At 37.7% G+C, this 24,573-nt stretch carries 29 protein-coding genes and 1 pseudogene; 25 read left to right on the top strand and 5 right to left on the bottom strand.

The annotated features are described in order from the left end of the window. Window positions 1-45: 45 nt before the first annotated feature. The 5 genes from SOLCA_RS09700 to SOLCA_RS09680 all read right to left on the bottom strand — a co-directional run bounded on the left by SOLCA_RS09700 (window position 46) and on the right by SOLCA_RS09680 (window position 4,049). Entirely contained in the window at window positions 46-654 is a 609-nt protein-coding gene (locus tag SOLCA_RS09700; RefSeq protein WP_014680267.1) for an NTP transferase domain-containing protein, read from the bottom strand. After that, window positions 635-1,120 carry a cyclic pyranopterin monophosphate synthase MoaC gene (gene moaC / locus SOLCA_RS09695; protein ID WP_014680266.1) on the bottom strand — a complete coding sequence of 162 codons (486 nt, stop codon included), beginning with the start codon at window positions 1,118-1,120 and terminating at the stop codon, window positions 635-637. The genes SOLCA_RS09700 and moaC overlap by 20 nt, the downstream gene beginning before the upstream one ends. 39 nt (window positions 1,121-1,159) lie before the next feature. Then, the gene (locus tag SOLCA_RS09690) at window positions 1,160-1,855 is read right to left on the bottom strand and encodes a Crp/Fnr family transcriptional regulator (protein ID WP_014680265.1); all 696 of its coding nucleotides are present in this window, start codon (window positions 1,853-1,855) and stop codon (window positions 1,160-1,162) included. A gap of 159 nt (window positions 1,856-2,014) precedes the next feature. Then, window positions 2,015-2,869: a hypothetical protein gene (locus SOLCA_RS09685; RefSeq protein ID WP_014680264.1), complete on the bottom strand. Its 855-nt coding sequence runs from the start codon at window positions 2,867-2,869 to the stop codon at window positions 2,015-2,017. Window positions 2,870-3,182: 313 nt separating this feature from the next. Next, entirely contained in the window at window positions 3,183-4,049 is an 867-nt protein-coding gene (locus SOLCA_RS09680) for a hypothetical protein (RefSeq protein WP_014680263.1), read from the bottom strand. 168 nt (window positions 4,050-4,217) lie between these two features. On the opposite strand from SOLCA_RS09680, the gene SOLCA_RS09675 reads away from it, so the two are divergent. From SOLCA_RS09675 to SOLCA_RS09560, 25 genes and pseudogenes are all read left to right on the top strand, one after another. After that, window positions 4,218-5,363, top strand: a complete 1,146-nt coding sequence (locus tag SOLCA_RS09675; protein WP_014680262.1) for a trans-sulfuration enzyme family protein — start codon at window positions 4,218-4,220, stop codon at window positions 5,361-5,363. Between the two features lie 159 nt (window positions 5,364-5,522). Next, window positions 5,523-5,822 carry a YbaB/EbfC family nucleoid-associated protein gene (locus tag SOLCA_RS09670; RefSeq protein ID WP_014680261.1) on the top strand — a complete coding sequence of 100 codons (300 nt, stop codon included), beginning with the start codon at window positions 5,523-5,525 and terminating at the stop codon, window positions 5,820-5,822. 116 nt (window positions 5,823-5,938) lie between these two features. Continuing rightward, window positions 5,939-6,706, top strand: a complete 768-nt coding sequence (locus SOLCA_RS09665; RefSeq protein WP_014680260.1) for a TIGR02757 family protein — start codon at window positions 5,939-5,941, stop codon at window positions 6,704-6,706. Window positions 6,707-6,964: 258 nt separating this feature from the next. After that, window positions 6,965-7,477, top strand: a complete 513-nt coding sequence (locus tag SOLCA_RS09660) for a YdeI/OmpD-associated family protein (RefSeq protein WP_014680259.1) — start codon at window positions 6,965-6,967, stop codon at window positions 7,475-7,477. A 120-nt stretch (window positions 7,478-7,597) separates the two neighbouring features. Beyond that, entirely contained in the window at window positions 7,598-8,986 is a 1,389-nt protein-coding gene (gene mnmE, locus SOLCA_RS09655; RefSeq protein WP_014680258.1) for a tRNA uridine-5-carboxymethylaminomethyl(34) synthesis GTPase MnmE, read from the top strand. 43 nt (window positions 8,987-9,029) lie between these two features. Further along, on the top strand, window positions 9,030-9,353 hold the full coding sequence (locus SOLCA_RS09650; protein ID WP_157604548.1) for a hypothetical protein: 324 nt from the start codon (window positions 9,030-9,032) through the stop codon (window positions 9,351-9,353). A gap of 179 nt (window positions 9,354-9,532) precedes the next feature. Beyond that, on the top strand, window positions 9,533-9,991 hold the full coding sequence (locus SOLCA_RS09645) for a mobile mystery protein A (RefSeq protein WP_014680257.1): 459 nt from the start codon (window positions 9,533-9,535) through the stop codon (window positions 9,989-9,991). Beyond that, window positions 9,982-10,224, top strand: coding sequence for a hypothetical protein (locus tag SOLCA_RS23475; protein ID WP_217166207.1), 243 nt, complete (start codon window positions 9,982-9,984; stop codon window positions 10,222-10,224). Before SOLCA_RS09645 ends, SOLCA_RS23475 begins: the two co-directional genes overlap by 10 nt. Then, entirely contained in the window at window positions 10,169-10,579 is a 411-nt protein-coding gene (locus tag SOLCA_RS09640) for a mobile mystery protein B (RefSeq protein ID WP_217166205.1), read from the top strand. The genes SOLCA_RS23475 and SOLCA_RS09640 overlap by 56 nt, the downstream gene beginning before the upstream one ends. A 211-nt stretch (window positions 10,580-10,790) precedes the next feature. Then, on the top strand, window positions 10,791-11,084 hold the full coding sequence (locus tag SOLCA_RS09635; protein ID WP_014680256.1) for a helix-turn-helix domain-containing protein: 294 nt from the start codon (window positions 10,791-10,793) through the stop codon (window positions 11,082-11,084). Between the two features lie 113 nt (window positions 11,085-11,197). Further along, window positions 11,198-12,745, top strand: coding sequence for a type I restriction-modification system subunit M (locus SOLCA_RS09630; protein WP_014680255.1), 1,548 nt, complete (start codon window positions 11,198-11,200; stop codon window positions 12,743-12,745). After that, a pseudogene (gene rhuM, locus SOLCA_RS09625) lies at window positions 12,745-13,496 on the top strand (RhuM family protein). The gene SOLCA_RS09630 and the pseudogene rhuM (SOLCA_RS09625) overlap by 1 nt, the downstream one beginning before the upstream one ends. A gap of 22 nt (window positions 13,497-13,518) precedes the next feature. Beyond that, window positions 13,519-13,842, top strand: coding sequence for a four helix bundle protein (locus SOLCA_RS09620; RefSeq protein WP_014680254.1), 324 nt, complete (start codon window positions 13,519-13,521; stop codon window positions 13,840-13,842). Between the two features lie 30 nt (window positions 13,843-13,872). Continuing rightward, window positions 13,873-15,087 carry a restriction endonuclease subunit S gene (locus tag SOLCA_RS09615; RefSeq protein ID WP_014680253.1) on the top strand — a complete coding sequence of 405 codons (1,215 nt, stop codon included), beginning with the start codon at window positions 13,873-13,875 and terminating at the stop codon, window positions 15,085-15,087. Window positions 15,088-15,100: 13 nt separating this feature from the next. Next, window positions 15,101-16,108, top strand: coding sequence for a virulence RhuM family protein (locus SOLCA_RS09610; RefSeq protein ID WP_014680252.1), 1,008 nt, complete (start codon window positions 15,101-15,103; stop codon window positions 16,106-16,108). Further along, complete coding sequence (locus SOLCA_RS09605) at window positions 16,108-19,212, top strand: type I restriction endonuclease subunit R (protein ID WP_014680251.1); 3,105 nt, start codon at window positions 16,108-16,110, stop codon at window positions 19,210-19,212. Before SOLCA_RS09610 ends, SOLCA_RS09605 begins: the two co-directional genes overlap by 1 nt. 113 nt (window positions 19,213-19,325) lie before the next feature. Then, on the top strand, window positions 19,326-19,541 hold the full coding sequence (locus SOLCA_RS23465; protein WP_052308570.1) for a hypothetical protein: 216 nt from the start codon (window positions 19,326-19,328) through the stop codon (window positions 19,539-19,541). Window positions 19,542-19,595: 54 nt separating this feature from the next. Next, the gene (gene rhuM, locus SOLCA_RS23945; protein ID WP_217166273.1) at window positions 19,596-19,766 is read left to right on the top strand and encodes a RhuM family protein; all 171 of its coding nucleotides are present in this window, start codon (window positions 19,596-19,598) and stop codon (window positions 19,764-19,766) included. Window positions 19,767-19,802: 36 nt separating this feature from the next. Further along, on the top strand, window positions 19,803-20,351 hold the full coding sequence (locus tag SOLCA_RS09595; RefSeq protein WP_014680250.1) for a GNAT family N-acetyltransferase: 549 nt from the start codon (window positions 19,803-19,805) through the stop codon (window positions 20,349-20,351). 153 nt (window positions 20,352-20,504) lie between these two features. Further along, window positions 20,505-21,605: a Fic family protein gene (locus SOLCA_RS09590; protein ID WP_042481059.1), complete on the top strand. Its 1,101-nt coding sequence runs from the start codon at window positions 20,505-20,507 to the stop codon at window positions 21,603-21,605. Between the two features lie 308 nt (window positions 21,606-21,913). Further along, window positions 21,914-22,126, top strand: a complete 213-nt coding sequence (locus tag SOLCA_RS09580; protein WP_014680248.1) for a helix-turn-helix transcriptional regulator — start codon at window positions 21,914-21,916, stop codon at window positions 22,124-22,126. Then, window positions 22,119-22,442 carry a HipA N-terminal domain-containing protein gene (locus SOLCA_RS09575; RefSeq protein ID WP_014680247.1) on the top strand — a complete coding sequence of 108 codons (324 nt, stop codon included), beginning with the start codon at window positions 22,119-22,121 and terminating at the stop codon, window positions 22,440-22,442. The genes SOLCA_RS09580 and SOLCA_RS09575 overlap by 8 nt, the downstream gene beginning before the upstream one ends. A 3-nt stretch (window positions 22,443-22,445) precedes the next feature. Continuing rightward, a complete protein-coding gene (locus SOLCA_RS09570; protein WP_014680246.1) occupies window positions 22,446-23,369 on the top strand; it encodes a HipA domain-containing protein in 924 nt (307 codons plus the stop codon). A 44-nt stretch (window positions 23,370-23,413) separates the two neighbouring features. Next, window positions 23,414-24,208, top strand: coding sequence for a HipA family kinase (locus tag SOLCA_RS09565; RefSeq protein ID WP_014680245.1), 795 nt, complete (start codon window positions 23,414-23,416; stop codon window positions 24,206-24,208). After that, window positions 24,186-24,569 carry a DUF3037 domain-containing protein gene (locus SOLCA_RS09560; protein ID WP_014680244.1) on the top strand — a complete coding sequence of 128 codons (384 nt, stop codon included), beginning with the start codon at window positions 24,186-24,188 and terminating at the stop codon, window positions 24,567-24,569. The genes SOLCA_RS09565 and SOLCA_RS09560 overlap by 23 nt, the downstream gene beginning before the upstream one ends. Window positions 24,570-24,573 lie beyond the last annotated feature (4 nt).

Here is a 24,573-nt window from a genome sequence, read left to right as displayed (position 1 = left end):
TTAATGAATATTATAAACAAGAGCCCGGTCCCGGGCTTCTTGTTTTTAGCTATTAACCTTCCAGTTTTTAAGTACGTAATCCATTTCTTCCGGGGTATTCGCATTTAATTGTTCATGAGGCAACTGATTACTAATGAGCTTAATGTTGTTGTTGATCAGTGTCTTACGTGGACAATTAAAACCGCTTTCAAAATTCTCTCTCAAAACAGCTAAGCCTTTAGGTTCCCAAATAGCAATTAACGGTTCGGGAAGATCATTTTCGGGACTAATAAAGGCTGTTGCATATTTAATAGGATCACGTTCATTGATCAGCAATTGCAACGATTGATCGGTCAGCAAAGGAAGATCACAGGCAATAACCAACCATGCTGCTTCGGGGTGAGCTTTATGGGCACTTAACAAACCAACACTTGGACTACTTCCTTCAATTGAATCTTCAATAAGCGCATATTGTTGATCAAAAGCGGAAACCTGATCGTTTCGGCATGATATAAAAACATGCTCGACTAAAGGTGTCAGTAAATTATGAAGATACAGCCATTGAGGAACATTATTATGGTAGGCAATAAGAAACTTATCCGTTTGCATGCGTTTGCTAAAACCTCCGCATAAGATCAAAGCGTATAACTGGGCATTATTTTCGTTCGAAATCATTTTTTCCTCCGCTTTTGCTCATAAGTTTAGTTTCTCTGATGATCATATCGTGTGATAAAGCTTTGCACATATCATAAATTGTTAAAGCGGCAATGCTGGCTCCGGTTAGTGCTTCCATTTCAACACCTGTTTTTCCGGTTGTTTTAACCGTACAATTGATAACCGCTTCATCGTTTTCGACATTGATGGTTATTTTACAATTTTCAAGCAGGAGTGTATGACAAAGGGGAATCAGGTCAGGTGTTTTTTTTGCTGCCATAATACCGGCAATTATAGCCGATTGAAATACAGCACCTTTTTTTGATACAATTTCACCATTAACAAAATTTACCAGCACATCCTGAGGTAAAAACACTCTTGATTGAGCAACCGCTATACGGGTCGTGATTTTTTTAGATTCAATATCAACGATTGTAGCCTGATTATTTTCATCCAAATGGGTGAAATCTTTTGTTTGCGTAGTCATTGTGTAAATTTACAACAAAGGTGGGTTGTTGTTGTAAATTTATTTTGTTTCCTGCTTTACTACCTCCTTTAGGTAGTCAACATTTACAATTCCTATCTTTTTCCCTTCAATAATAACAGCCCGATCCGAAACAAATTCGCTCATTATTCTAAAGGCAGTTTCGTAAGTGGTTCCTGCGTAGGAGGCAATATCTTGCCTGCTTAACGTTGCTCTAAGGAATTTGCGCTCATCCAGATCAAATGTGTCAATTAATGATAATAATGCATTGGCAACTCGTCCTTTTACCGACATATGCATTAGGTTTTTCATTTTTTGCTCAGAGATCTGTAGTTCATTCGAATAGAAAAGCATTGTTTCAAAAAGCAAATTTGGATTTACTTTAAGGGTTGCAAGGAAAAAGTCTTTGCTAATATAGCAAACCGTAGTCGGTTCGATGGCAGTTGCGGAAATCGGGTAGGAAGTATACTTTCCTAATCCACGATGGCCAAATACACTTCCGGAGTTCGCAAACCGGATGATCAACTCTTTATCTTCGCCCCATTTTTGGTGTACTTTTACTTTGCCTTTATAAACAAAATAAATTCCTTCAACCGGATCTCCTTCTTTAAATATTACTTCACCTTTTTTGTAGTCGAAATTTTTTTTATGGCTCTCAACAGCCGGTAGCCACTCTTTGATACAATATTTGCATAAAAAGCAACTACTCATGTCACATACCTCTTTGCTTTTTCTCATGTAGTTTAACAGGAATTTGATGTTTTAACATCAATATACAAGAATAATAACTTTATCCAATAGTTTTTATGATGAAAATAATGAAGTTGATAATACCTACAAAAAATCCCTGTAGCGTATTCAGCTACAGGGATTTTTGTTTATAATATATTTTTACAATTATCGGTGCAAAGAAATTTCAATTGTAGTTCCACCGATTGTAACAGTGGCTTTATTATCAGTTGTTCCATTTCCATAGTCAAGTACTGCTACCGGACGAGAACCTACTTGGTGTTGGATAACTCCAGAAACAAACCAACGAGAAATAATAGGTTTATTAAGTTCTGTAGTAATCGTTGTTGTAAAGCTATCGCCAGCGCGGTTAGTTCCGGAAGATGCACCTGTTACCGTAAAATAGTCGTCAAGTGCAGTAATGGTTCCTTTGGTATAGTAAGTAATAGTTCGTTCGGCACTCCAGGTGAAAGTTTGATTATCACTGTTGATTTTTGCTCTGTCAACTTTTACTGTATAAGTGTAACTGTTTGTTGTTTCATTATAACCTTTGCTTGTGAAGATTTTAGTTCCTGTGATTTTTACATCATTTAAGGAGAAATTTTCCGTAACGATTTTTAATTCTGCTCCGGGTTTCCACCAATAATCTGTTAACGTACCAATGATTTTACCTTTGCGGGTAATACCGTTTACCGTTTTTCCTTCAGTACCGAAATCAACTGTAATGGTTTTCGGAAATCCTTCACCTGTAATAGTTACCACGGCACCCGTACGTGTGTCGGTTCCAGTATCAGTAGTTTCAACCGATACAGATGCGCTAGTGGTAGTTTTAGGCATTTTATTTTGAAGGGCAGTAAGAAATAAGTCAATCTCATCAGTGGTTATATCGTCAGCCAATTGGTTATCAACAGCCGATGTTTGTTCTGCATTAGCAGACGGTTCGTTATCATCTTTTTTACAGGAAGTAAAAGTTAATGCAATTGCTGCTGCAAGAACAAGTGATTTTGAGGTGATAAGTTTCATATTTTTTTATTGTGGTTAGTTTTTATTGTCAGACCAAATGAATCTAAAAGAGTTTAACGATGAAAAAAATAATTCGTTTCAGTTTTTAAAGCGATAGTTAAAAATAGTAACCAAATACTTGAATTAAAGTAAATTAAGTTTATTTCTTAACTAAAAATGTAGGATAAATCAGGCGATTGTTTGTGTATACAATGCTTAATAATTAAACTTTAACTAATAGGCATTGTATACCAATCAACAGGAAGAGGTAAAAGCAAAAAAAGCGCCGCATTACCTGAATGCGACGCTAAATAAACGTTAGGAATAAGAAAAATTATAGATCGATTTGTTTGGTAGTTCCATTAATAGTTAAAGTTGCTTTTGCATCACAATCGCCCGCACCAAAATCTAACGTACATAATGGAGCTTTACTTGAGCTAAGTTCTATAGAACCCTTGCTTATCCAAGGACAGAAGGCTTTTTTGATAAGGGCAACTTTAATTTTTTCGGTGAAATAGTTGCCTTTGTTATCAGAACCTTCACCATAGCCTGTAATTGAATAATAATCATCAAAAATGTTTAGCAGTGTGCCATTATTGCACCATTCAATCTCTTTTTTGCAAGACCATCTTTCAACACATTCGCAGTGAATCTTAGTTCCTTCACATTCTAATTTAAACTTAAGGTTGCCATTTTTAGCAATACCTGTTGAAGTAATTTTACAATAACCATCAAATTTAGTGTCGCCACACCAGTAATCTTCAAATTCTACTGTTACCTCGCATCCAAGGGCTAACCATACTTTATTATAAGTAAGCTTGATTTTGCCTTTGCGAAGTTTTTTGGTTTTAGGATCTTCACATCCACCTGCTCCATAATCAACAGTAACCACTTTTGGCCATCCAACATTAACCTTAACTTTGGCACATGAGAAATCTTCCAAATGACCCAAAACATCATCTCCAAAACCCTCTACAGCTTTACTTTTAGCACTTTCGTCAATTAAAGAAGGGTTGCTTCTTGAAATGATGTTGATCTGCTCAAATAAATCGGCAACGATGATGTCATTTTTTGAAACTCCCTGAACAGAAGCCTCGACATCCATTGATTTGGAAACTTTTTGATCGTCCTTTTGACAGGAGGTAAACATTAAGCCAAGCATGCCCAGCATGACGATGACCTTAGAGGAGATTAATCTCATGAGCGTTAGATAATTAAGATTAGTTGATAAATTAAATGAATTGTTTTTCTTTCTTTTGTGTTTTAAAAATTGTTTTTACTCGTAAACTGCAAAAAGACTAATAACAATTTTATTGCCACATTGTAAAGTATCTTAACATTCACTTAATTAATAGCAATATTTAAGAATATGAAATTCGGTACAAAAGCCATTCATGCAGGTGTTTTCCCTGATCCGTCTACCGGAGCCATCATGACACCAATTTTTCAAACTTCAACTTACGTGCAGGAAGCTCCTGGAAATCATAAGGGTTATGAATACGCTCGTACACAAAACCCTACACGTGCGCAGCTTCAAGATAACATTGCTGCTCTTGAAAATGCCAAACATGGTTTTTGTTTTAGTACCGGTATGGGGTCGATTGATACCTTGATGAAATTGTTTAAACCTGGTGATGAAATCATTTGTACTAACGATTTATACGGAGGTACTTATCGCATTTTTACCAAAGTTTATCAGAATTACGGATTGAAGTTTCATTTCATTGGGATGGAAGAGGTGGCAAATATTGAAAGCTATATCAATTCAAATACAAAAATGATCTGGATTGAAACGCCAACCAATCCTACCTTAAAGATCATTGATATTGCAGGAGCTTCGGCAATTGCTAAAAAACACCATATTTTATTAGGTGTTGATAACACATTTGCATCGGCTTATTTGCAAAATCCAATGACTTTAGGTGCTGATATCGTAATGCACTCGTTGACTAAATACATGTCGGGTCACTCGGATGTGGTTATGGGCGCATTAGTGGTAAATAATGATCAACTAGCAGAGCAGATTGCATTCTATCAAAATGCTTGTGGAGCTACACCTGGTCCTCAGGATTGTTTCCTTGTTTTAAGAGGTATTAAAACGCTTCATTTGCGCATGCAGCGTCATTCTGAAAACGGAAAGACCATTGCTCATTACCTAAGAAATCATCCTAAAGTAGATAAAGTATATTGGCCAGGTTTCGAAGATCATGCCAACCATTCAATAGCAAAACAGCAAATGCGTGATTTTGGCGGCATGATGTCGTTTTCTCTGAAAGGTGATAAAATGGAAGATGCCATGAAGATTTTAAGCGGTACGCATTTATTCTCATTGGCTGAATCATTAGGAGGTGTTGAATCACTGATCGGTCACCCTGCATCAATGACGCATGCTTCTATTCCTCGCGAAGAGCGCTTAAAAAGCGGTGTTACAGATACACTTATCCGCTTAAGCGTTGGTGTTGAAGATGTGGAAGATCTAATTGAGGATTTGGAGAAGGCACTGGCGAGTGTTTAGTCCATGGTCCATAGTCCATAGACCATGGTACTTTACGTGATAAATATTTAATTGTAATTGAGTATTTTATTGATAATTAGTTTATTATCTAAGTAATGTAGTCACTATGGTCTATGGTCCATGGACTATGGTCCTAAATAACATAAAACAAGAAGAACCATGTTAGGCAATTTATTTGAAGCGAAGAAAAAGGCGGAAGAGATTAAAAATCGCCTTGAAACCATTAGTGTAACCGGTGAGGTTGACAATGGTGCTGTTGTGGTTACCTGTAATGGAAACCGTAAGGTGTTGGACATAAAAATTAACCCAAGCGTGTTTAATGTTCGCGACAGGGAAGAAGTGGAGGAATTAATTACTGTAGCCGTAAACCGTGCGTTAGAACAAGCCGATCAACTGATGGCTGCAGAAATGAAAACGATAATGCCGAATATTCCGGGTTTAGGGAATTTGGGGTTTTAAATTAATTACGGGTTACGGGTTACGAATTTCGTGTTTTGGACGAACTATTAAACTCGATACATAATTTTTAGTTAGTGTTTAACACGTAACCCGCAACCCGTAACTCGAAATATACAATGAATATAATAGATTTAAAGCCTTTCCTCGACGCAAAAGCTGAGCAATACAACCAACCCGACTTTATTCCTAACGATCCGATTTGTATTCCGCATTTATTTTCGAAGAAACAGGATATTGAGATAATGGGTTTTTGGGCGGCAGTTTTAGCCTGGGGCCAGCGGAAAACGATTATCAATAAATGTAATGAATTGATTTCGTTGATGGATGGTGCTCCTCATCAGTTTATTACGCAACATGAAGAGAAGGATTTAAAACGTTTTCTTCATTTTAAGCACCGCACGTTTAATGCTACCGATACCCTATATTTTATTGAGTTTTTTAAGCATCACTATGCTTATTACGAAAGCTTAGAACAGGCTTTTATCCCTCACAATAAAGAGGTAAATGTTGAAGTGGCCTTAAATCACTTTCAAACCTATTTTTTCTCCTTGCCCGATTATCCGCATCGTACACGAAAGCATGTAACCAGTCCGAATAATAAATCGACCTGTAAACGTTTAAATATGTTTTTGCGTTGGATGGTGAGAAAAGACGATAAGGGCGTTGACTTTGGAATCTGGAACACCATTCAGATGAAAGACCTTTTATGTCCGCTAGATTTGCATGTAGAACGAGTGGCGCGCAAACTTGGTTTAATTACCCGTAAGCAAGTCGACTGGTTAACAACCCTCGAACTCAGCCAAAACCTCCGGCAGTTTGATCCTGCTGATCCCGCCCGCTATGATTTTGCATTGTTTGGGTTAGGGATTGAAGAGAAGTTTTAAAGGGAGGACGCAAAGCCGCTAAGTTTTTTGATTTCGGGTTGTGGGTTTCGAGTTACGAGTTATCCCTATGTCGGCAACTATTAACATTCATAGTTATACCGCTTAAGGAAAGTCGCTAAGCTGCAAAAGGTTTTTGATTTTTTGTAGAGTGTTTCATGTTAAGAATTATCACTTCTGAAAAACTAATAACACGTAACTCGTAACACATAATTCGTAATTTTCTTTGCGCCTCTGCGTCTTTGCGGTTATCTTCACTTCATGGTAACCTTTGAAGCTGTCATATTTCAATACAAGAAGAATGCTGAAAAAACGGGCTGGACTTATGTTGATATTCCGGCTGATTTGGCTCAGGAAATCAAACCTGGAAATCGTAAAGAACTACGGGTAAAAGGAACCCTTGATAATACCCCCATAAATGGAATGGCCATGTTTCCTGTTGGTCAAGGTAACTTTATTATCGCCCTTAATGCCGGACTGCGTAAGAAATTAGGTAAGTCGGCAGGAGCTATGTTGCATGTAGAGTTGGAAGAGGATAAAGACTTTAAAATTGAAATGCCGGAAGATCTTTATGATTGTCTGCAAGATGAATCGGAGGTGCTTCAAAGCTTTGAAAGATTACCCAAATCTCATCAAAACTACTTTATCAACTGGATCAATAGTGCTAAAACTGAACCTACCCGCGCACGGCGCATAGCGTTAACATTAAATGCGATGCAGTACAATTTAACCTTCGGTGAAATGTTAAGAGCCGAAAAGGCTAAAAAACTATGAATAGGCGTTCGCTGTTAACTTTGAGTAGTTATCCTTTGTTCATTTTCCAACGGCTAATTGCTAATAGCTAACAGCTAATAATAATCTTATCTTTGCGGCATAAAGCCAAATTTTTATTAAATGTTTTCTAATTCTCCATTTGCAGAAGATACCATTGTTGCATTAGCCACTCCATCGGGAACAGGTGCAATAGCGGTCATCCGATTATCAGGTCCGGAAGCAATTTCTATTTGTAACAAAGTGTTTCATGGGAAGGATTTAGAAAAACAACCCTCTCATACCGTTCATTTCGGAACGATTAGAGAAGATGGAATCATTATCGATGAAGTTTTGGCTACCGTATTTGTAGCACCAAGCTCATATACCCGTGAGAATTCGGTAGAAGTTTCTTGCCATGCTTCACCCTATATCATCCAAAAGCTTATTAATCTGTTTATTAAAAACGGAGCAAGAATTGCGAAGCCCGGAGAGTTTACGTTACGCGCATTTTTAAACGGCCAATTAGACCTTTCACAAGCAGAAGCTGTAGCCGACTTGATTGCCAGTCGCACCGAAGCCTCGCATAACATGGCATTACGCCAACTGCGTGGAGGATTCTCCAATGAGCTAAAGGCATTACGTCAGCAGTTGATCGACTTTGCTGCGCTAATTGAGCTGGAATTAGATTTTGCCGAAGAAGATGTAGAGTTTGCCAACCGTCCCCAGTTAAAAGCATTAATTAGCAGCATTCAATCGGTAATCCGAAAACTGATTAAGTCGTTTGACTTAGGGAATGCTATTAAAAACGGTATTCCGGTAGTTATTTCAGGCAAGCCCAATGTAGGGAAATCAACGTTGCTGAATGCTTTGCTGAATGAAGAAAGAGCGATTGTTTCTGAAATTGCCGGAACCACGCGAGATACCATTGAGGACGAAATAAACATAGGTGGAATTAATTTCCGTTTTATAGATACAGCTGGTATCCGCGAAACCTCTGATAAAATTGAATCCATAGGAGTAGAGAAGGCCTACGAGAAGATTCGCCAATCAGCACTGGTTATTTATTTATTCGATCCGGAAGAAACATCAGCAGATGAATTACGAGCAATTGTAGAAGAACTGGGTCAACATACTTCAATCGACTCTATTTTATTAGTAGCCAATAAATTAGATAGAACCAGCGAAACGGAATTGCAAAAACAATATGCAGGTTTAAACGGGATGTTATTCATTTCAGCCAAAGACCGGATTAACCTTGATAAATTTACAGAAGCGTTATTGCATAAAGCCCATGTAGATCAACTGAATAACGACGAAACCATGATCTCCAACGTGCGTCACCTTGAAGCACTTCAAAAAACCAATGAAGCATTGGACGATACGTTACGTTTGATGGATCAACCTTTTGGAGGTGAATTGTTGGCGTTCGAAATCAAACGTGCTTTACATCATTTAGGTGAAATTACTGGTGATATTTCGAATGAGGATTTGCTGGATAGTATTTTTACTAGGTTTTGTATTGGAAAGTAACTATCTTCTTTTAAAGTGGTCTACATTCCGGCAAATACCAGCTATGCAAAAATCCTTTGGCACTTGGAGCAGAACGAAGGCACAGGTATTATTTGCGAAACCGAAGCGGACGCCCTGGGCAATGTATTTAAGCAAGAGTGGGGTTCCTATTCAACAACCTGCCCAAACAAAGCGAAGCACCCAATTCAAAACAGGCGATAGCAAACGCAAATTCTTTGATGCTTTACCGGCAGAATTTACCCGTCAACAGGCCGTTGAAACCGGCAAGCAGTTCCAACTTTCTGCCAGTACCGTGGATGATATTCTCCACAATGCCACCGGCAAGGCTTTGGAAAAGCTGAAGGCTGGCCACTACAGAACACTGTAGTAAAAATCCGTTATCTATATTGTTAATCAGTTATTTGCAGGCTATTTTCGTCCTAAATAGTCAAGTCACGGCTTTACCGAACGGGTAGTAAAGTCAAGTAATAACTTTACTAATAACTTGCATTAGTTAAGTATTAGATTTACTTTTGCCTTGTAAAAGTCAAGCTATAACTTTACTTTATGGGCAAAAAATCACTCCAACTGCAACAGCTCAACAGCAAAATGCTGGGCTTTGCTTCACTCAAACAGGTGGCCATGCCACCCACCGGATGGATAAAAGCCATCCGCACCACCATTGGGATGACTATGCAGCAACTCGGCAACAAGTTGAACGTTTCCAAGCAGGGAGTAATGGATATTGAGAAGCGGGAAAAGGACGGTTCCATTACCATCAAATCCCTCCGGGAAATTGCCCGTGCTATGGATATGCAGTTGGTCTATGGCTTTGTGCCCAATGACGGATCGCTGGATGCCCTCATCGAAAAACGGGCCACCGATTTGGCCACCCAAATTGTAATGCGGACCGCCAACACCATGAAGCTCGAAGACCAGGCCAATTCAAAAAAACGGATTGAAGCGGCCATCAAGGAAAGAGCAACAGCCATTCAAAACGAAATGCCTAAAATCTTATGGGATTAGATTTAGAATACATTGATGGACAAACCCCCTTAGATGAAGAAGAGAAAGAAGGGTTGCTCATTCCTACCATTGCCACCCATGGCGAACTGGACGAATTTGAGCAGCAAAACATAGAACAGGCCGTACAGTGGACATTAGGGCGTTCCTTTAAGCCGGAGCTGGTTTTTACAGAAGATTTTGTCCGCACGGTGCATAAACGCATGTATGCCGATGTATGGGGCCTGGGCAGGTGAGTTTCGTAAAACCAACAAGAACATTGGCATAGATAAATGGCAAATAACCACCGAATTGCGGTACCTGCTGGATGATGTGCGTTACTGGCACGAACATAATACCTACCCTCCTGATGAAATTGCAGTGCGGTTCAAACACCGCATTGTAAGCATTCATTGCTTTGCTAATGGCAACGGCAGGCATAGCCGACTTATGGCCGATATTATCATTGAGAAAATCTATAAGCTGCCCGTGTTCACCTGGGGTGCTGCCAATCTTTCCAGCGAGGGCGATGCCCGTGCGGCTTACTTTCGGGCAGTAAAGGCAGCCGACAAAGGCGATTATAGTCTGCTTCTAACATTTGCCCGTTCCTGAAACAACTTCTAACTGCATCTTTCAAGCCTCCACCGGAGGCTTTTTTATGGCCTTACTCCCTCCCTTTTGAGAGGCGGCCGATGGCTCGTTGTACAGTTTGCAAACTTTGCAAGCTTGTCTGTCCGAACAGGCGGGGCTGCAAAATAAGTCGGTACACCCTTTCTTTTATTTGTTTATATTTGCCAATATTTGACAAGTCAAAAATAAGACAATGGAAAGCCAATTAGGTGAAAGAATTAGAATGCTAAGGGAAGCACAACACTTGTACCTACGGCAGGTGGCTCCACAGCTTGATATGGATACAGCCCAGCTTAGTAAAATTGAGAAGGGACTACGCCCATTGAAAAAGGAACAAATTCCACTCTTGGCTGAAATCCTTAAAGCTGATAAAGTAGAGTTAGAAACCCTTTGGCTTACAGACCAACTGATGCAATTGGTAAAAGATGAACCAACGGCAGATGAAGCATTAAAATCTGTATCAAAAAAAATTAAGAAAAAGAATTGATGTCACATTTTTTTTTCAAATCTGGGCGAGAATACACTCTATAAAAAAATTGTAGATGTGTTTGAGTAAATGATATTAAGAGTAAAATCAATAGGCATAATAAACGATAAAAAATGACAAGCACAATACAAAGAGCAGAATTGCAAGCTAAAATTTGGAAAATAGCCAACGATGTTCGTGGATCAGTTGATGGATGGGACTTTAAACAGTTTGTCTTAGGTACTCTTTTCTATCGTTTTATTAGTGAAAACTTTACCAACTACATTGAAGGTGGTGATGATAGCGTTGACTATGCAAGCTTATCGGATAGTGTAATTACACCCGAAATAAAAGATGATGCCATTAAAACGAAAGGTTACTTCATTTATCCCAGTCAGCTTTTTGTAAATGTGGCTGAAAAAGCCAATACCAATACCAATCTTAACACCGACTTAAAAGCGATTTTTGACGCTATTGAAAGTTCCGCAAATGGTTACGCATCTGAACCAGATATAAAAGGATTATTTGCCGATTTTGACACCACAAGCACAAGACTTGGAAATACCGTTGAAAGTAAGAACGCTCGCTTGGCTGCTGTTTTGAAAGGTGTTGAAGAATTGAATTTTGGGAAATTTGAAGATAACCATATTGACCTTTTTGGCGATGCTTATGAGTTTTTGATTTCCAACTATGCCGCCAATGCCGGAAAATCAGGAGGTGAGTTTTTTACGCCACAACACGTTTCCAAACTCATTGCCCAATTGGCCATGCACAAGCAGGAAAAAGTAAACAAGATATACGACCCAGCGGCTGGTTCTGGCTCTTTACTGTTGCAAGCCAAAAAACATTTCGATAATCATATTATTGAAGAAGGTTTTTATGGGCAGGAAGTGAACCACACCACGTACAACCTGGCCCGTATGAACATGTTTTTGCACAACATCAATTACGACAAGTTTAATATTGCCCTGGGCAATACTCTCATTGACCCGCACTATGGCGATGAAAAACCTTTTGATGCCATCGTGTCTAATCCTCCTTACTCCATAAAATGGATTGGTGACGATGACCCCACACTAATTAATGATGACCGTTTTGCACCTGCCGGTGTATTGGCTCCTAAATCAAAAGCTGATTTTGCATTCGTATTACATGCCCTAAGTTATCTTTCAAGTAAAGGCAGAGCTGCTATTGTTTGTTTTCCTGGTATTTTTTACCGTGGCGGTGCGGAACAGAAAATCAGAAAATATTTGGTGGACAATAACTTTGTAGAAACTGTTATTTCTTTAGCACCAAACCTTTTTTTTGGTACTTCTATCGCCGTAAACATTCTGGTTCTTTCTAAACATAAGCCTGATAATAAAACGCAATTTATAGATGCAAGTGGTGAAGATTTCTTCAAAAAAGCAACCAATAACAATGTGCTTACAAACAAACACATTGAAAAGATTATGGAGCTATTCGACAGCAAAGCAGATGTTGACCACATAGCAAAATCTATAGACAACAACAAAATTGCTGAAAACGATTATAATCTTTCTGTAAGTTCCTATGTTGAAGCTAAAGATAATAGAGAGGTAATAAATATCGCTAAGTTGAATATGGAGATATCAGAAACTGTGAAAAAGATAAATGCGCTTCGAGCTGATATTGATTTGATTGTTAGAGAAATTGAAGGATAATGAAAAAGAATACCGATAAAAAGTCATTGGTACGTTCTTCTTCGGCAGAATACTTAACTTTTATTGCAGCTACAGGAGAGGGCGGTGTTGATGCTATTTATGCTGATGAAAATGTATGGCTGACACAAAAAATGATGGGCACGCTCTATAACGTAAATGTAAGAACCATTAGCGAGCATCTCCAAAAGATATTTAAAGACAATGAATTACAAGAAGTTGCAGTTATCCGGAAATTCCGGATAACTGCAACAGATGGCAAAAGCTATAACACACAGCACTATAATCTTTCCGCCATCATTGCTGTGGGTTACAAAGTAAATTCTGAACGAGCCGTTTTGTTTCGCAAATGGGCAACGCAAATAGTGCAGGAATTTACTATTAAGGGTTTTGCGATGGATGACGAACGTCTGAAAAATGACGGGACCATTCTCGGGAAAAAATACTTTGAAGAACAGCTACAACGGATACGGGAGATCCGATTGAGCGAACGAAAATTCTATCAAAAAATAACCGACATCTATGCCACAGCCATTGATTATGATGTAACCGCCCAGGCAACCAAACGTTTTTTGCCACAGTGCAAAACAAACTGCATTGGGCAATACACGGGCAAACAGCAGCCGAAGTAATTGTAAACAGAGCCGGCCTCCAAAAAGAAAATATGGGATTAACCACGTGGAAAGACGCACCAACGGGCAAAATCCAAAAATTTGATGTAAGTGTAGTTAAAACTACTTGTCCGATAGAATGATCAATGGTAAATGATCAATGGGATGGAAGAGAATATAGTCAAAAATAAAAGTTTTGGGTTTGCGGTGCGAATTGTGAAATTGTATCAGTATTTGTGCGAGCAGAAAAAAGAGTGCACAAGTGTTGGTGCAATGGTTCGAGAGGCGGAACACGCTGAATCCAAAACCGACTTTAAACATAAAATGGCAATTGCTCAAAAAGAAATCAACGAAACAAAATATTGGTTAGAATTATTGCAAGCAACCGATTATTTGACCAGGGAGCAATTTGAAAGCATCAACAACGATGCTGTTGAGATTATAAAATTACTAACCGTAATTATCAAATCAGCCAAAAACCAACATTAACCATTAACCATTTATCATTAACAATTAAACATGGGTTATTTAGAAAAATTATTAGAAGGCGTTGAAGTGGAGTGGAAAGCTTTGGGGGAAGTTTCGGAATTGGTTCGTGGTAATGGTTTGCAAAAAAAAGACTTTGCCGAAACCGGCGTTCCAGCTATTCACTACGGTCAAATCTATACTTATTATGGACTGAGCACAACACAAACCAAATCTTTTGTATCACTAGAATTAGCTAAAACTTTAAAGAAAATTGAAACAGGCGATATCGTTATCACAAATACAAGTGAGAATATTGAAGATGTAGGAAAAGCCGTTGTTTACCTTGGAAGGATGCAAGCTGTCACTGGCGGACATGCCACAATCATTAAGCCGAGTCATCTTCTTTTGGGTAAATACTTTGCTTATTTCACCCAAACCGAAGATTTTGCAAGCCAGAAAAGGAAGTATGCTAAAGGCACAAAGGTTATTGATGTATCAGCTAAGGATATGGCGAAACTCCAAATCCCCATCCCTCCCCTCGAAATTCAAAAAGAAATTGTTCGTATTCTCGATACGTTTACAGAGCTTACAGCAGAGCTTACAGCAGAGCTTACAGCAGAGCTTACAGCTCGTAAAAATCAGTATAACTACTATCGTGAACAGTTGTTAAGTTTTGAAGATGGAGAAGTGGAGTGGAAGACGTTGGGGGAGATAACTATAAAATCTTATTCAGGAAGTACACCACAAGCTGGCAATCCTAAATTTTACGATAGTGGCACTATCCCGTGGCTCCGTACTCAAGAGGTTAAATTTTCTGATATTAACAGCACTGAAATGTTCATTACTGAATTTGCATTAAAAAATACTGCTACCAAATGGATTCCAATTAATTGTGTAATTATAGCAATTTCTGGAGCAACAGCAGGACGGTCTGCTATTAATAAAATTCCATTAACCACAAATCAGCACTGTTTATGTTTGGAAATAAATAATGAAAAAGCAAATTATAGGTATGTTTTTCATTGGGTTAGTTTTAATTATGAGAATCTAAAAAATCTTGGTCAAGGTGCAAGAGGTGATTTAAATTCTAGCATGATAAAGAGTTTCAAAATCCCTGTTCCTCCGCTCGAAGAACAAGCCCGCATTGTTTCCATCCTCGATAAATTCGACATACTCACCACTTCAATAAGCGAAGGTCTGCCAAAGGAAATTGAGTTAAGGAAAAAGCAGTATGAATATTATCGGGAGCAGTTGTTAACCTTTTAATTGAGAATTGACAATGGCAAAGATTAAAAATACAGAAGGCAGTTCGGAGTTCATCATCTTTAAAACCGAAGACGAGAAAATTTCGGTGGACGTACGTATGAACGAACAAGATGTGTGGCTTACGCAAGATCAGTTGGCAATGTTGTATGGAGTAGAGCGTCCCGGCATTACCCAACACATCAAGAACATTTTTGCCGAGGGTGAATTAAATGAAAATTCAGTTAGTAAGAAATTCTTACGAACTGCTGCAGACGGCAAAAATTACGATACCAAACACTATAATTTAGACATGATAATTTCACTCGGTTATCGTGTAAATTCAAAAGTAGCAACGCAATTCCGTGTTTGGGCAACCAAACGCCTCAACGAGTATATCCGTAAAGGTTTTACCATGGATGACGAACGCCTTAAAAACCTTGGTGGCGGCGGTTATTGGAAAGAACTGTTGCAGCGCATCAGAGATATTCGTGCATCTGAAAAAGTGTTTTACCGGCAGGTGTTAGACATTTACGCCACCAGTATTGATTACGACCATAAAGCCGATCTTTCCATTGAGTTTTTTAAGAAAGTACAAAACAAAATTCACTTTGCCGTTCACGGACAAACCGCAGCCGAAGTGATTTTTAACCGTGCCGATGCTGAAAAAGAATTTATGGGCTTGATGACCTTTTCGGGCACCCAACCACATTTAAAAGATGTGGTGATAGCAAAGAATTATTTGAACGAAAAAGAACTGAGAGCATTAGGGCAAATTGTTTCGGGTTATTTGGATTTTGCCGAACGACAAGCCGAACGGGAAAAAGCAATGACCATGAAAGATTGGGCAACGCATTTAGACCGTATTTTAACAATGAGCGGAGAAAAATTATTGCAAACAGCAGGAAGCATAAGCCACGACCAAGCTATTGAAAAAGCAATCAACGAATACAAACAATACCAGCAAAAAACACTAAGTGAAGCAGAAAAAAACTACTTAGAAAGTTTGAAAACCATAGAGCAAAAAGCCAAAAAGAAAAATTGATGCAGTATAAAACCATAGCGGAATCAAACAACTTCATTGTACTTGATAAATTTACCAAATATTATGAGGTGAATGAGGCGCCTGCTGTCTATCAAACAGAGGCAGCTCTTGAGCGTGAATTCATCCAGGACCTCATTGATCAAGGTTATGAAGATCCGATAAACCTAAATACGCCAGAAGCGATGTTGGCGAATGTAAAAGTGCAATTGCAATCGCTGAACAATGTGGCGTTTTCAGATGCTGAGTGGGCTCGTTTTGTAGAAGAATATTTAGATAAACCAAGTGATAACCTTGTGGAAAAAACAAGGAAGATACACGACAATTATATTTACGATTTCGTTTTTGATGATGGACATATTAAAAACATCTACTTAGTAGATAAAAAGAATATTGCACGCAATAAAGTGCAGGTCATCAGGCAATTTGAACAAAAAGGAACACATGCAAATCGTTATGATGTTACCATATTGGTCAATGGATTGCCTTTGGTGCAGGTAGAATTAAAAAAACGTGGGGTTGCGATCCGTGAAGCATTTAACCAGGTACACCGTTATACCAAAGAAAGTTTTAACAGTAAAAGCTCACTCTATAAATACGTACAGATCTTTGTCATATCAAACGGTACTGACAGTCGTTACTTTGCGAACACTGTTGAGCGAAATAAAAATAGCTTTGACTTTACCATGAACTGGGCAAAAGCTGACAATACGTTGATTAAAGACCTAAAGGATTTTACAGCAACTTTCTTTCAGAAACATACCCTTTTAAATGTATTACTCACCTATTCGGTTTTTGATACCAGCGATACGCTGCTTATCATGAGACCCTATCAGATTGCCGCCACAGAAAGAATCTTATGGAAAATTGCCAGTTCGTATCAAACAAAAAAATGGTCAACCAATGAAGGAGGCGGTTATATTTGGCACACCACAGGTTCAGGTAAAACACTGACCAGTTTTAAAGCGGCACGTTTAGCCACACAACTTGATTTTATTGATAAAGTATTCTTTGTAGTCGACCGTAAGGATCTGGATTTTCAAACGATGAAAGAATATCAACGCTTTTCTCCCGATAGTGTAAATGGCTCTGACAGCACAGCAGGTTTAAAGAGGAATATTGAAAAGGATGATAATAAAATTATCGTAACAACCATTCAGAAGTTAAATAACCTCATGAGAACTGAGAGTGATTTAGTCATCTATCAAAAGCAGGTAGTTTTCATTTTTGATGAAGCACACCGTTCGCAATTTGGAGAGGCACAAAGGAATCTGCAAAAGAAATTCAAGAAGTTCTATCAATTCGGTTTTACTGGAACACCGATATTCCCTCAAAATGCCTTAGGTGCTGAAACTACAGCAAGTGTATTTGGTCGCGAGTTACACTCATACGTAATTACTGATGCTATAAGAGATGAGAAAGTACTGAAATTCAAAGTTGACTATAATGATGTTCGGCCTCAGTTTAAGGGAATAGAATCAGAACAAGATGAGAAAAAGTTAAGTGCAGCGGAAAACAAAAAGGCTTTGCTTCACCCTTCTCGTATTAAAGAAATATCCCAATATATCTTACAGAATTTCAAGATAAAAACGCACAGAAATCAAGGGAGTAACAAAGGCTTTAATGCCATGTTTGCAGTAAGTAGTGTTGATGCCGCTAAATGTTATTATGAGGAATTAAACAATTTGCAAAAAGATAGCGATAAGCCAGTAAAAATTGCAACAATCTTCTCCTTTGCAGCAAATGAAGAGCAGAGCGCCATAGGCGAAATAGTTGACGAGAGCTTTGAACCATCTGCAATGGATAGTAGCGCCAAAGAGTTTTTAACTAAAGCGATCAATGACTATAACACAATGTTCAAAACCAGCTATGGTGTTGACAGCAATGAATTTCAGAATTATTATCGTGACCTTGCAAAACGTGTAAAAAATAAAGAGGTTGACCTAATTATTGTTGTTGGAATGTTCCTAACCGGATTCGATGCTCCTACACTTAATACATTGTTTGTTGATAAGAATTTGCGTTATCATGGCTTGATTCAGGCGTTTTCAAGGACAAATCGAATTTATGATGCTACAAAGACTTTTGGCAATATTGTTACATTCAGGGATTTAGAAAAAGCAACTATTGATGCCATTACCCTTTTTGGTGATAGTAATACCAAAAATGTTGTTCTTGAAAAGAGCTACAAAGAATATTTGGAGGGCTTTACGGACATTGTTACAGGCGAAGCACGCAGAGGTTACATTGAAGTTGTAAAAGACTTAAATCAAAAGTTCCCCAATCCTGATGCAATTGTAACAGAAAGAGACAAAAAAGAATTCTCAAAACTATTTGGAGAGTACCTGCGTGTAGAAAACATACTCCAGAACTACGATGAATTCAATAACCTGAAAGCATTTCAAGCGATAAATAAAAATGACCCGGCCGCTATTGAAGCGTTTAAAAAGGAGCATTTTGTAACGGATGAGGATATAGCCTCCATGCAGAAAATTGAATTGCTGAAAGAACGGACCATTCAGGATTATCGTTCAACCTATAATGATATACGAGACTGGTTAAGACGTGAGAAAAGCGGCGCAGCATCTGAAGAATCTACGATCGACTGGGATGATGTAGTGTTTGAAGTTGACCTGTTAAAATCACAAGAAATAAACCTTGATTACATTCTTGAATTAATTTTTGAGCATAACAAAAAAACCAAAGACAAAGCTACTTTAATTGAAGAGATCCGTAGAGTAATTCGTGCAAGTGTAGGCAATAGAGCAAAGGAGAGTTTGGTAGTTGATTTTATAAATGAAACTGACCTTGATACCCTTCAGGATAAAGCAAATGTCATAGAGTCATTCTTTGCATTTGCACAACGCAAACAGAAAACGGAAGCTTCAGAATTAATTGCAGATGAGAACTTAAATGAGGCAGAAGCAAAGCGGTATATAACAGCTTCCTTAAAACGTGAATATGCCAGTGAAAACGGAACGGAACTGAATGCACTTTTACCCAAAATGAGCCCTTTAAATCCTCAATATTTAACAAAAAAGCAAAGGGTGTTTCAAAAGCTAACTTTGTTCATTGAAAAGTTTAAAGGTGTAGGTGGACAACTTTAAATAAAGAGAAAGTAGAATTTGAGTAATTAAATGTTTAATGATAATACGTCTATTGAAAGCAGCATTGAGAATTTAAAGGACTTATTGGATAAAGCGGAAATTACATTTTAACTATGGCAGAAAAAAATCGACATAACGACATCATATTTTACACTTCACCCGAAGGTAATGTAAAAATTGAGGTCATTTTTAATGATGAAACCTTTTGGCTTACCCAAAAAAGAATGAGTGAGCTTTTTGGCGTAGAAAATAATACCATCAATTATCACCTGAAAGAAATTTTTAAAAGTGCTGAAATTACAAGAAGGTTCAGTTGTTCGAAAAATTAGAATAACTGCAGCAGATGGTAAAAATTACCTTACTAACTTTTACAACTCGATGCCATTATAGCCGTAGGCTATCGCGTAAACAGTTTTCAAGTTACGCAATTCCGAATTTGGGCAACTAAAACACTTAAAGAATTTATCCTAAAAGGGTTTGTTGTAGATGACGAACGATTAAAACAAGGCAAAAAGTTTGGTAAAGATTATAACAACTTGAGTTTAATAGTTTAAATAGTGTAAATTCCTCTTTTAGTAACAAATTCTACCATGCTATTTGAAACCATAGAAACCGAAAGACTAACCCTCAGAAAGCTGACCGACGACGTTTATCGATCGATCTTTAACAACCATTCAGATAATGAAATAAAGCAGTTGTTTGGTATTGGAACTGATGAAGATTTAAAAGTCGAAACGGAAAAAGTAAAAAAAGGATTATCAACCTTTAATAAAACATTCCTCTATTTTCATCTGATTGATAAGCAGACCAACAATATTATTGGTTGGTGCGGTTATCATACCTGGTACCTCGATCATTTTAGAGCAGAGATTGGTTATGGCTTATTTGATGAAGCGGTTAAAGCAAAAGGAATTATGACTGAAGCATTGAAACCGATCATTCAGTATGGTTTTGAAACAATGAAATTAAACAGAATTGAGGCGTTTCTTAGTCCTGACAATATTCCTTCTTTAAAACTTGTTCAAAAGTTTGGATTTACGAAAGAAGGTCATTTAAGAGAACATTATAATAAAGATAATAAGCTGGAAGATTCTGCAGTTTATTCTTTGCTCAAAAGCGAGTATAAAGCGATTGATTAAGGGAATGCGTTTGTTCAATCTCAATAAATATAGGGTTCAATTATATTGTTTTATATTCTTGCGTAGAATAGTTGGTTTATTCTACGCAAAAAATGCGTCTAAAATTAGTTTTGCGTAGAATAATTAGTATATTTAACGCAAAATATGCGTATAATGTACATTCATTTACTTTCAAAATGGCCTGAATTCATATGGGATGCAGAAGAATTGATGTCTCCGTTAGCAACTGTGCGGTATAAGCAAGGTAAGCTACTGGGCTTAATGGAACAATTGGGATTTAATTTGCGATCGGAGGCTGTTTTGCAAACATTAACCCAGGACGTGGTAAAATCCAGTGAAATTGAAGGTGAACTGTTAGACATTGATCAAGTTAGATCGTCAATAGCTCGTCGGCTTGGAATGGATGTTAACGGATTAATTCCATCAGACAGAAATGTAGATGGGGTGGTTGAGATGATGCTTGATGCAACTCAGCAATATGACCAATTGCTTGATGAAGAGCGTCTGTTTGGCTGGCATTCTTCTTTATTTCCAGTAGGGCGTAGCGGTATGCATCGTATTGTTGTTGGAAATTGGCGAAATAACTCTAAAAATGATCCAATGCAGGTCGTTTCCGGAGCTATTGGTAGAGAACGAGTACATTTTCAGGCACCTGATTCGGATCGGATACCTCAGGAAATGGATGTTTTTTTAAGGTGGTTTAATAGTGATGTAAGGATAGATCCAGTAATAAAAGCTGCAATAGCTCACCTTTGGTTTGTAACAATTCACCCTTTTGATGATGGTAACGGTAGAATATCCAGAGCAATAGCTGATATACAATTAACAAGAGCCGATGGAACATCACAACGATTTTATAGCATGTCAAGGCAAATTCGGCTTGAAAGAAATAAATACTATAACATATTAGAGAAAACTCAGTCGGGTGATTTAAACATTACCGGTTGGCTTCAGTGGTTTTTAGAATGTCTGGAAAGAGCGATAGACGCTTCTGATATTGTATTATCTTCAGTAAGAAGAAAAGCCAAGCTTTGGAGTATGCCTGTTGCTCAAACCTTCAATGAAAGACAGCGTTTAATGCTGAACAAATTACTCGATGGCTTTGAAGGCAAACTAACATCCTCTAAATGGGCTAAAATTGCTAAATGTTCTCATGATACTGCCACTAGGGATATACAGGATTTGATAAATAAAGGTATTTTGAGTAAAGATGATAGTGGAGGGAGAAGTACAAATTACTTGTTAAATTTGTAGTATTAGGAGAGAAAAGTAATTTTCATCCACCCAAAAAAAGCCGATCAACACAATGACCGGCTTTTTCAATATAATCAGTTTAACTGTGATTAACAATACCGGCAAAACTACACCCCCGCAAATTGAAATGTAATCACAGAAAACGTGTATTTTTTCTACTGGTTTTCCGGTAGTCAATTTCAGTTGACATACATAATAGTCAATTTTATACCTCATCGGGTATATTTAATCCCTTTTCAGCTAATTTATACCTTTTAGGGTATAATATTAAATAATTGTTTTATATTTATACCTTAAAGGGTATAAATATGACCAATCTCTCATGGTTTCTAAAGTCAAAACGAAAAGAATTTAAGCTCACCCAAGAGGATTTGGCTTTAAAGGCAGGGGTTGGGTTACGTTTAATCCGTGAAATGGAACAGGGTAAAGAAACATTACGTTTAGACAAAGTAAATCAGGTTTTAAGTTTGTTTGGAAGTGAAATGGGGGTAATAAATAAATCAGTAAATAGTAATGACTAATAGAGCCTCTATCTATTATAAAGATATTTTCGCAGGAATGCTGATTGAAACCGATGAGGGTTATGAATTTATATATGATCAGGATTACATTCATCAATTTCCTCAAAAGCCTGTCAGTTTAACATTGCCAGTTAGGGCCGAACCTTATAAAAGTAAAGTCCTTTTTCCTTTTTTTGATGGTCTGATCCCAGAAGGATGGCTATTGCATATTGCCGAAGAACACTGGAAATTGAAAACTAATGACCGATTTGAATTATTAATCACATTATGTAGAGATTCAATAGGGGCTGTTAGTGTAATACCTGTAAAAGAATAAGTTATGGCTAATTGTTTTTTTTGTTATAAACCTGTTAATGAAGGAGAATATCATTCAAGTTGCTGTAAACGTTTTTTTGGTGTAAATGGTTTACCAAAGCTAGCGTTAAATAAGCAATTGTTGAATGACCTTGCAACAAAAACAGTAAACGAACGAATTGCAATTACAGGAGTACAACCAAAGCTCTCTTTATCTCTTGAAAAAGAAAAAGGGAAAGATAGGCTAACAATTGTTGGTTTATGGGGAGAGTTTATATTAAAGCCTCAACATGAACATTATCCCTCTATGCCTGAAGTTGAGGACTTGACAATGCATTTGGCAGAAGTGTTTAAACTTCCGGTATGTAAGCATGCTCTTATTCGGACAACAGAAGGTAATTTAGCTTATGTGGCTAAACGTTTTGATAGGGTAAACGGTGAGAAGGTACATGTTGAAGACTTTTGTCAATTATCCGAGTTTCTCACAGAAAATAAGTATAAAGGTTCATACGAGCAGGCGGGTAAAATTATTCTGAAGTATTGCACAAATTCAGGTATTGATGTTTTAACTTATTTCGAACTGGTTGTATTCAGTTTTCTTACAGGAAATAATGACATGCATCTTAAGAATTTCTCATTATTGCATGGGGAGGATGCTATCTATTTTGCTCCGGCATATGATCTGTTAAATATTAATCTAGTGTATCCACCGGACAAAGAGGAACTTGCCCTTACATTAAATGCGAAGAAGAAAAAGATAAACAGGAAGGATTTTAATGCACTTGCAAAATCTCTTAAGATCTTGCCTAAAGTTGAAGAAAATGCTTATAAAAAATTCATAGAAGGACGAAAGTTAATAGTAGATAAAGTTGAAAACTCCTTTTTAACTAACGATTTTAAAGAACAGTTTATTGAAATCTGGGATAAAAAGATTCAACAAATCAGTTAGAAAATAATAATTAGGTGTTTCACCTATATAGCATAAATCATTTGATGAACAACCACCAACCCCATCTCCGGACTGTCAACGTGATCCGGTATGTTACGCCTTTGCGGGAGGGAGGCTCGTTACCGGCAATCGCTGAGGCTGACGACGAGTTTTTATATGTATTGAAATTTCGGGGAGCCGGTCAAGGTCCCAAGGCGTTAATTGCTGAACTGATTGGTGGGGAGATTGCCCATTTATTAGGTTTCAGAGTTCCTGAGTTGGTTTTTGCTAACCTTGATGAAGCTTTTGGTCGTACTGAACCCGATGAAGAAATTCAGGATTTATTGAAGGCCAGTGTTGGGTTAAATCTAGCTTTACATTACTTATCTGGGGCTATCACATTCGATCCTACAGTAACAACTCTCGATGAAAAGTTAGCATCTCAGATTGTATGGCTTGATTGCTTACTGATGAACATGGATCGTACAGCGCGCAATACCAATATGCTAATGTGGCATAAAGAGCTTTGGCTGATTGATCATGGGGCCTCTTTGTATTTTCATCATTCGGGATTAAATTGGGAAGAGCAGGCATTACGGCCATTTTCCCTAATTAAGGATCATGTGTTATTGAATCAGGCAACGATGCTTGAGCAGGTTGACCAAGAGTTTAAGGTATTACTGACCGAAGAACGTATAAGATCCATTATAGCATTACTGCCAGAGGACTGGTTAACCGAACGATCTTTTGAATCGGCAGAAGAACAACGTGAAATGTACGCCCGATTTTTAACCATAAGAATTGCTAACTCATCAATTTTTGTAAATGAAGCCAACCATGCAAGAGAAACAGTTATATGAGTATGCCGTCATTCGCGTGGTACCTAGGGTAGAACGTGATGAATTCTTGAATGTTGGACTTATTCTTTACAGTGCCAAACAAAAATACCTGAAGGCAAAATTTGAGTTAAATGAGCCTCGTTTGAAAGCAGCTTTCGGTGAATTAGATTTTTCAGAATTGGAAGAAAACTTACGCTCTTTTCAACGTATCAGTGAAGGGGGAAAAGATGGTGGCCCGATTGCACAGCTTGACCTTCCATCTCGTTTCAGGTGGCTTACTGCAAAACGAAGTACAGTTGTACAAACATCCAGAGTTTGTACTGGATTAACATTGGATGCAGAAATAACATTTGATAAATTATATAAGGAACAGATTTTGTAACTTT

The organism is Solitalea canadensis DSM 3403 (assembly GCF_000242635.2).
Lineage (GTDB): Bacteria > Bacteroidota > Bacteroidia > Sphingobacteriales > Sphingobacteriaceae > Solitalea > Solitalea canadensis.
The sequence above is the reverse complement of the archived record's forward strand: the minus strand, read 5'-3'. Positions and strand labels throughout refer to the sequence as shown.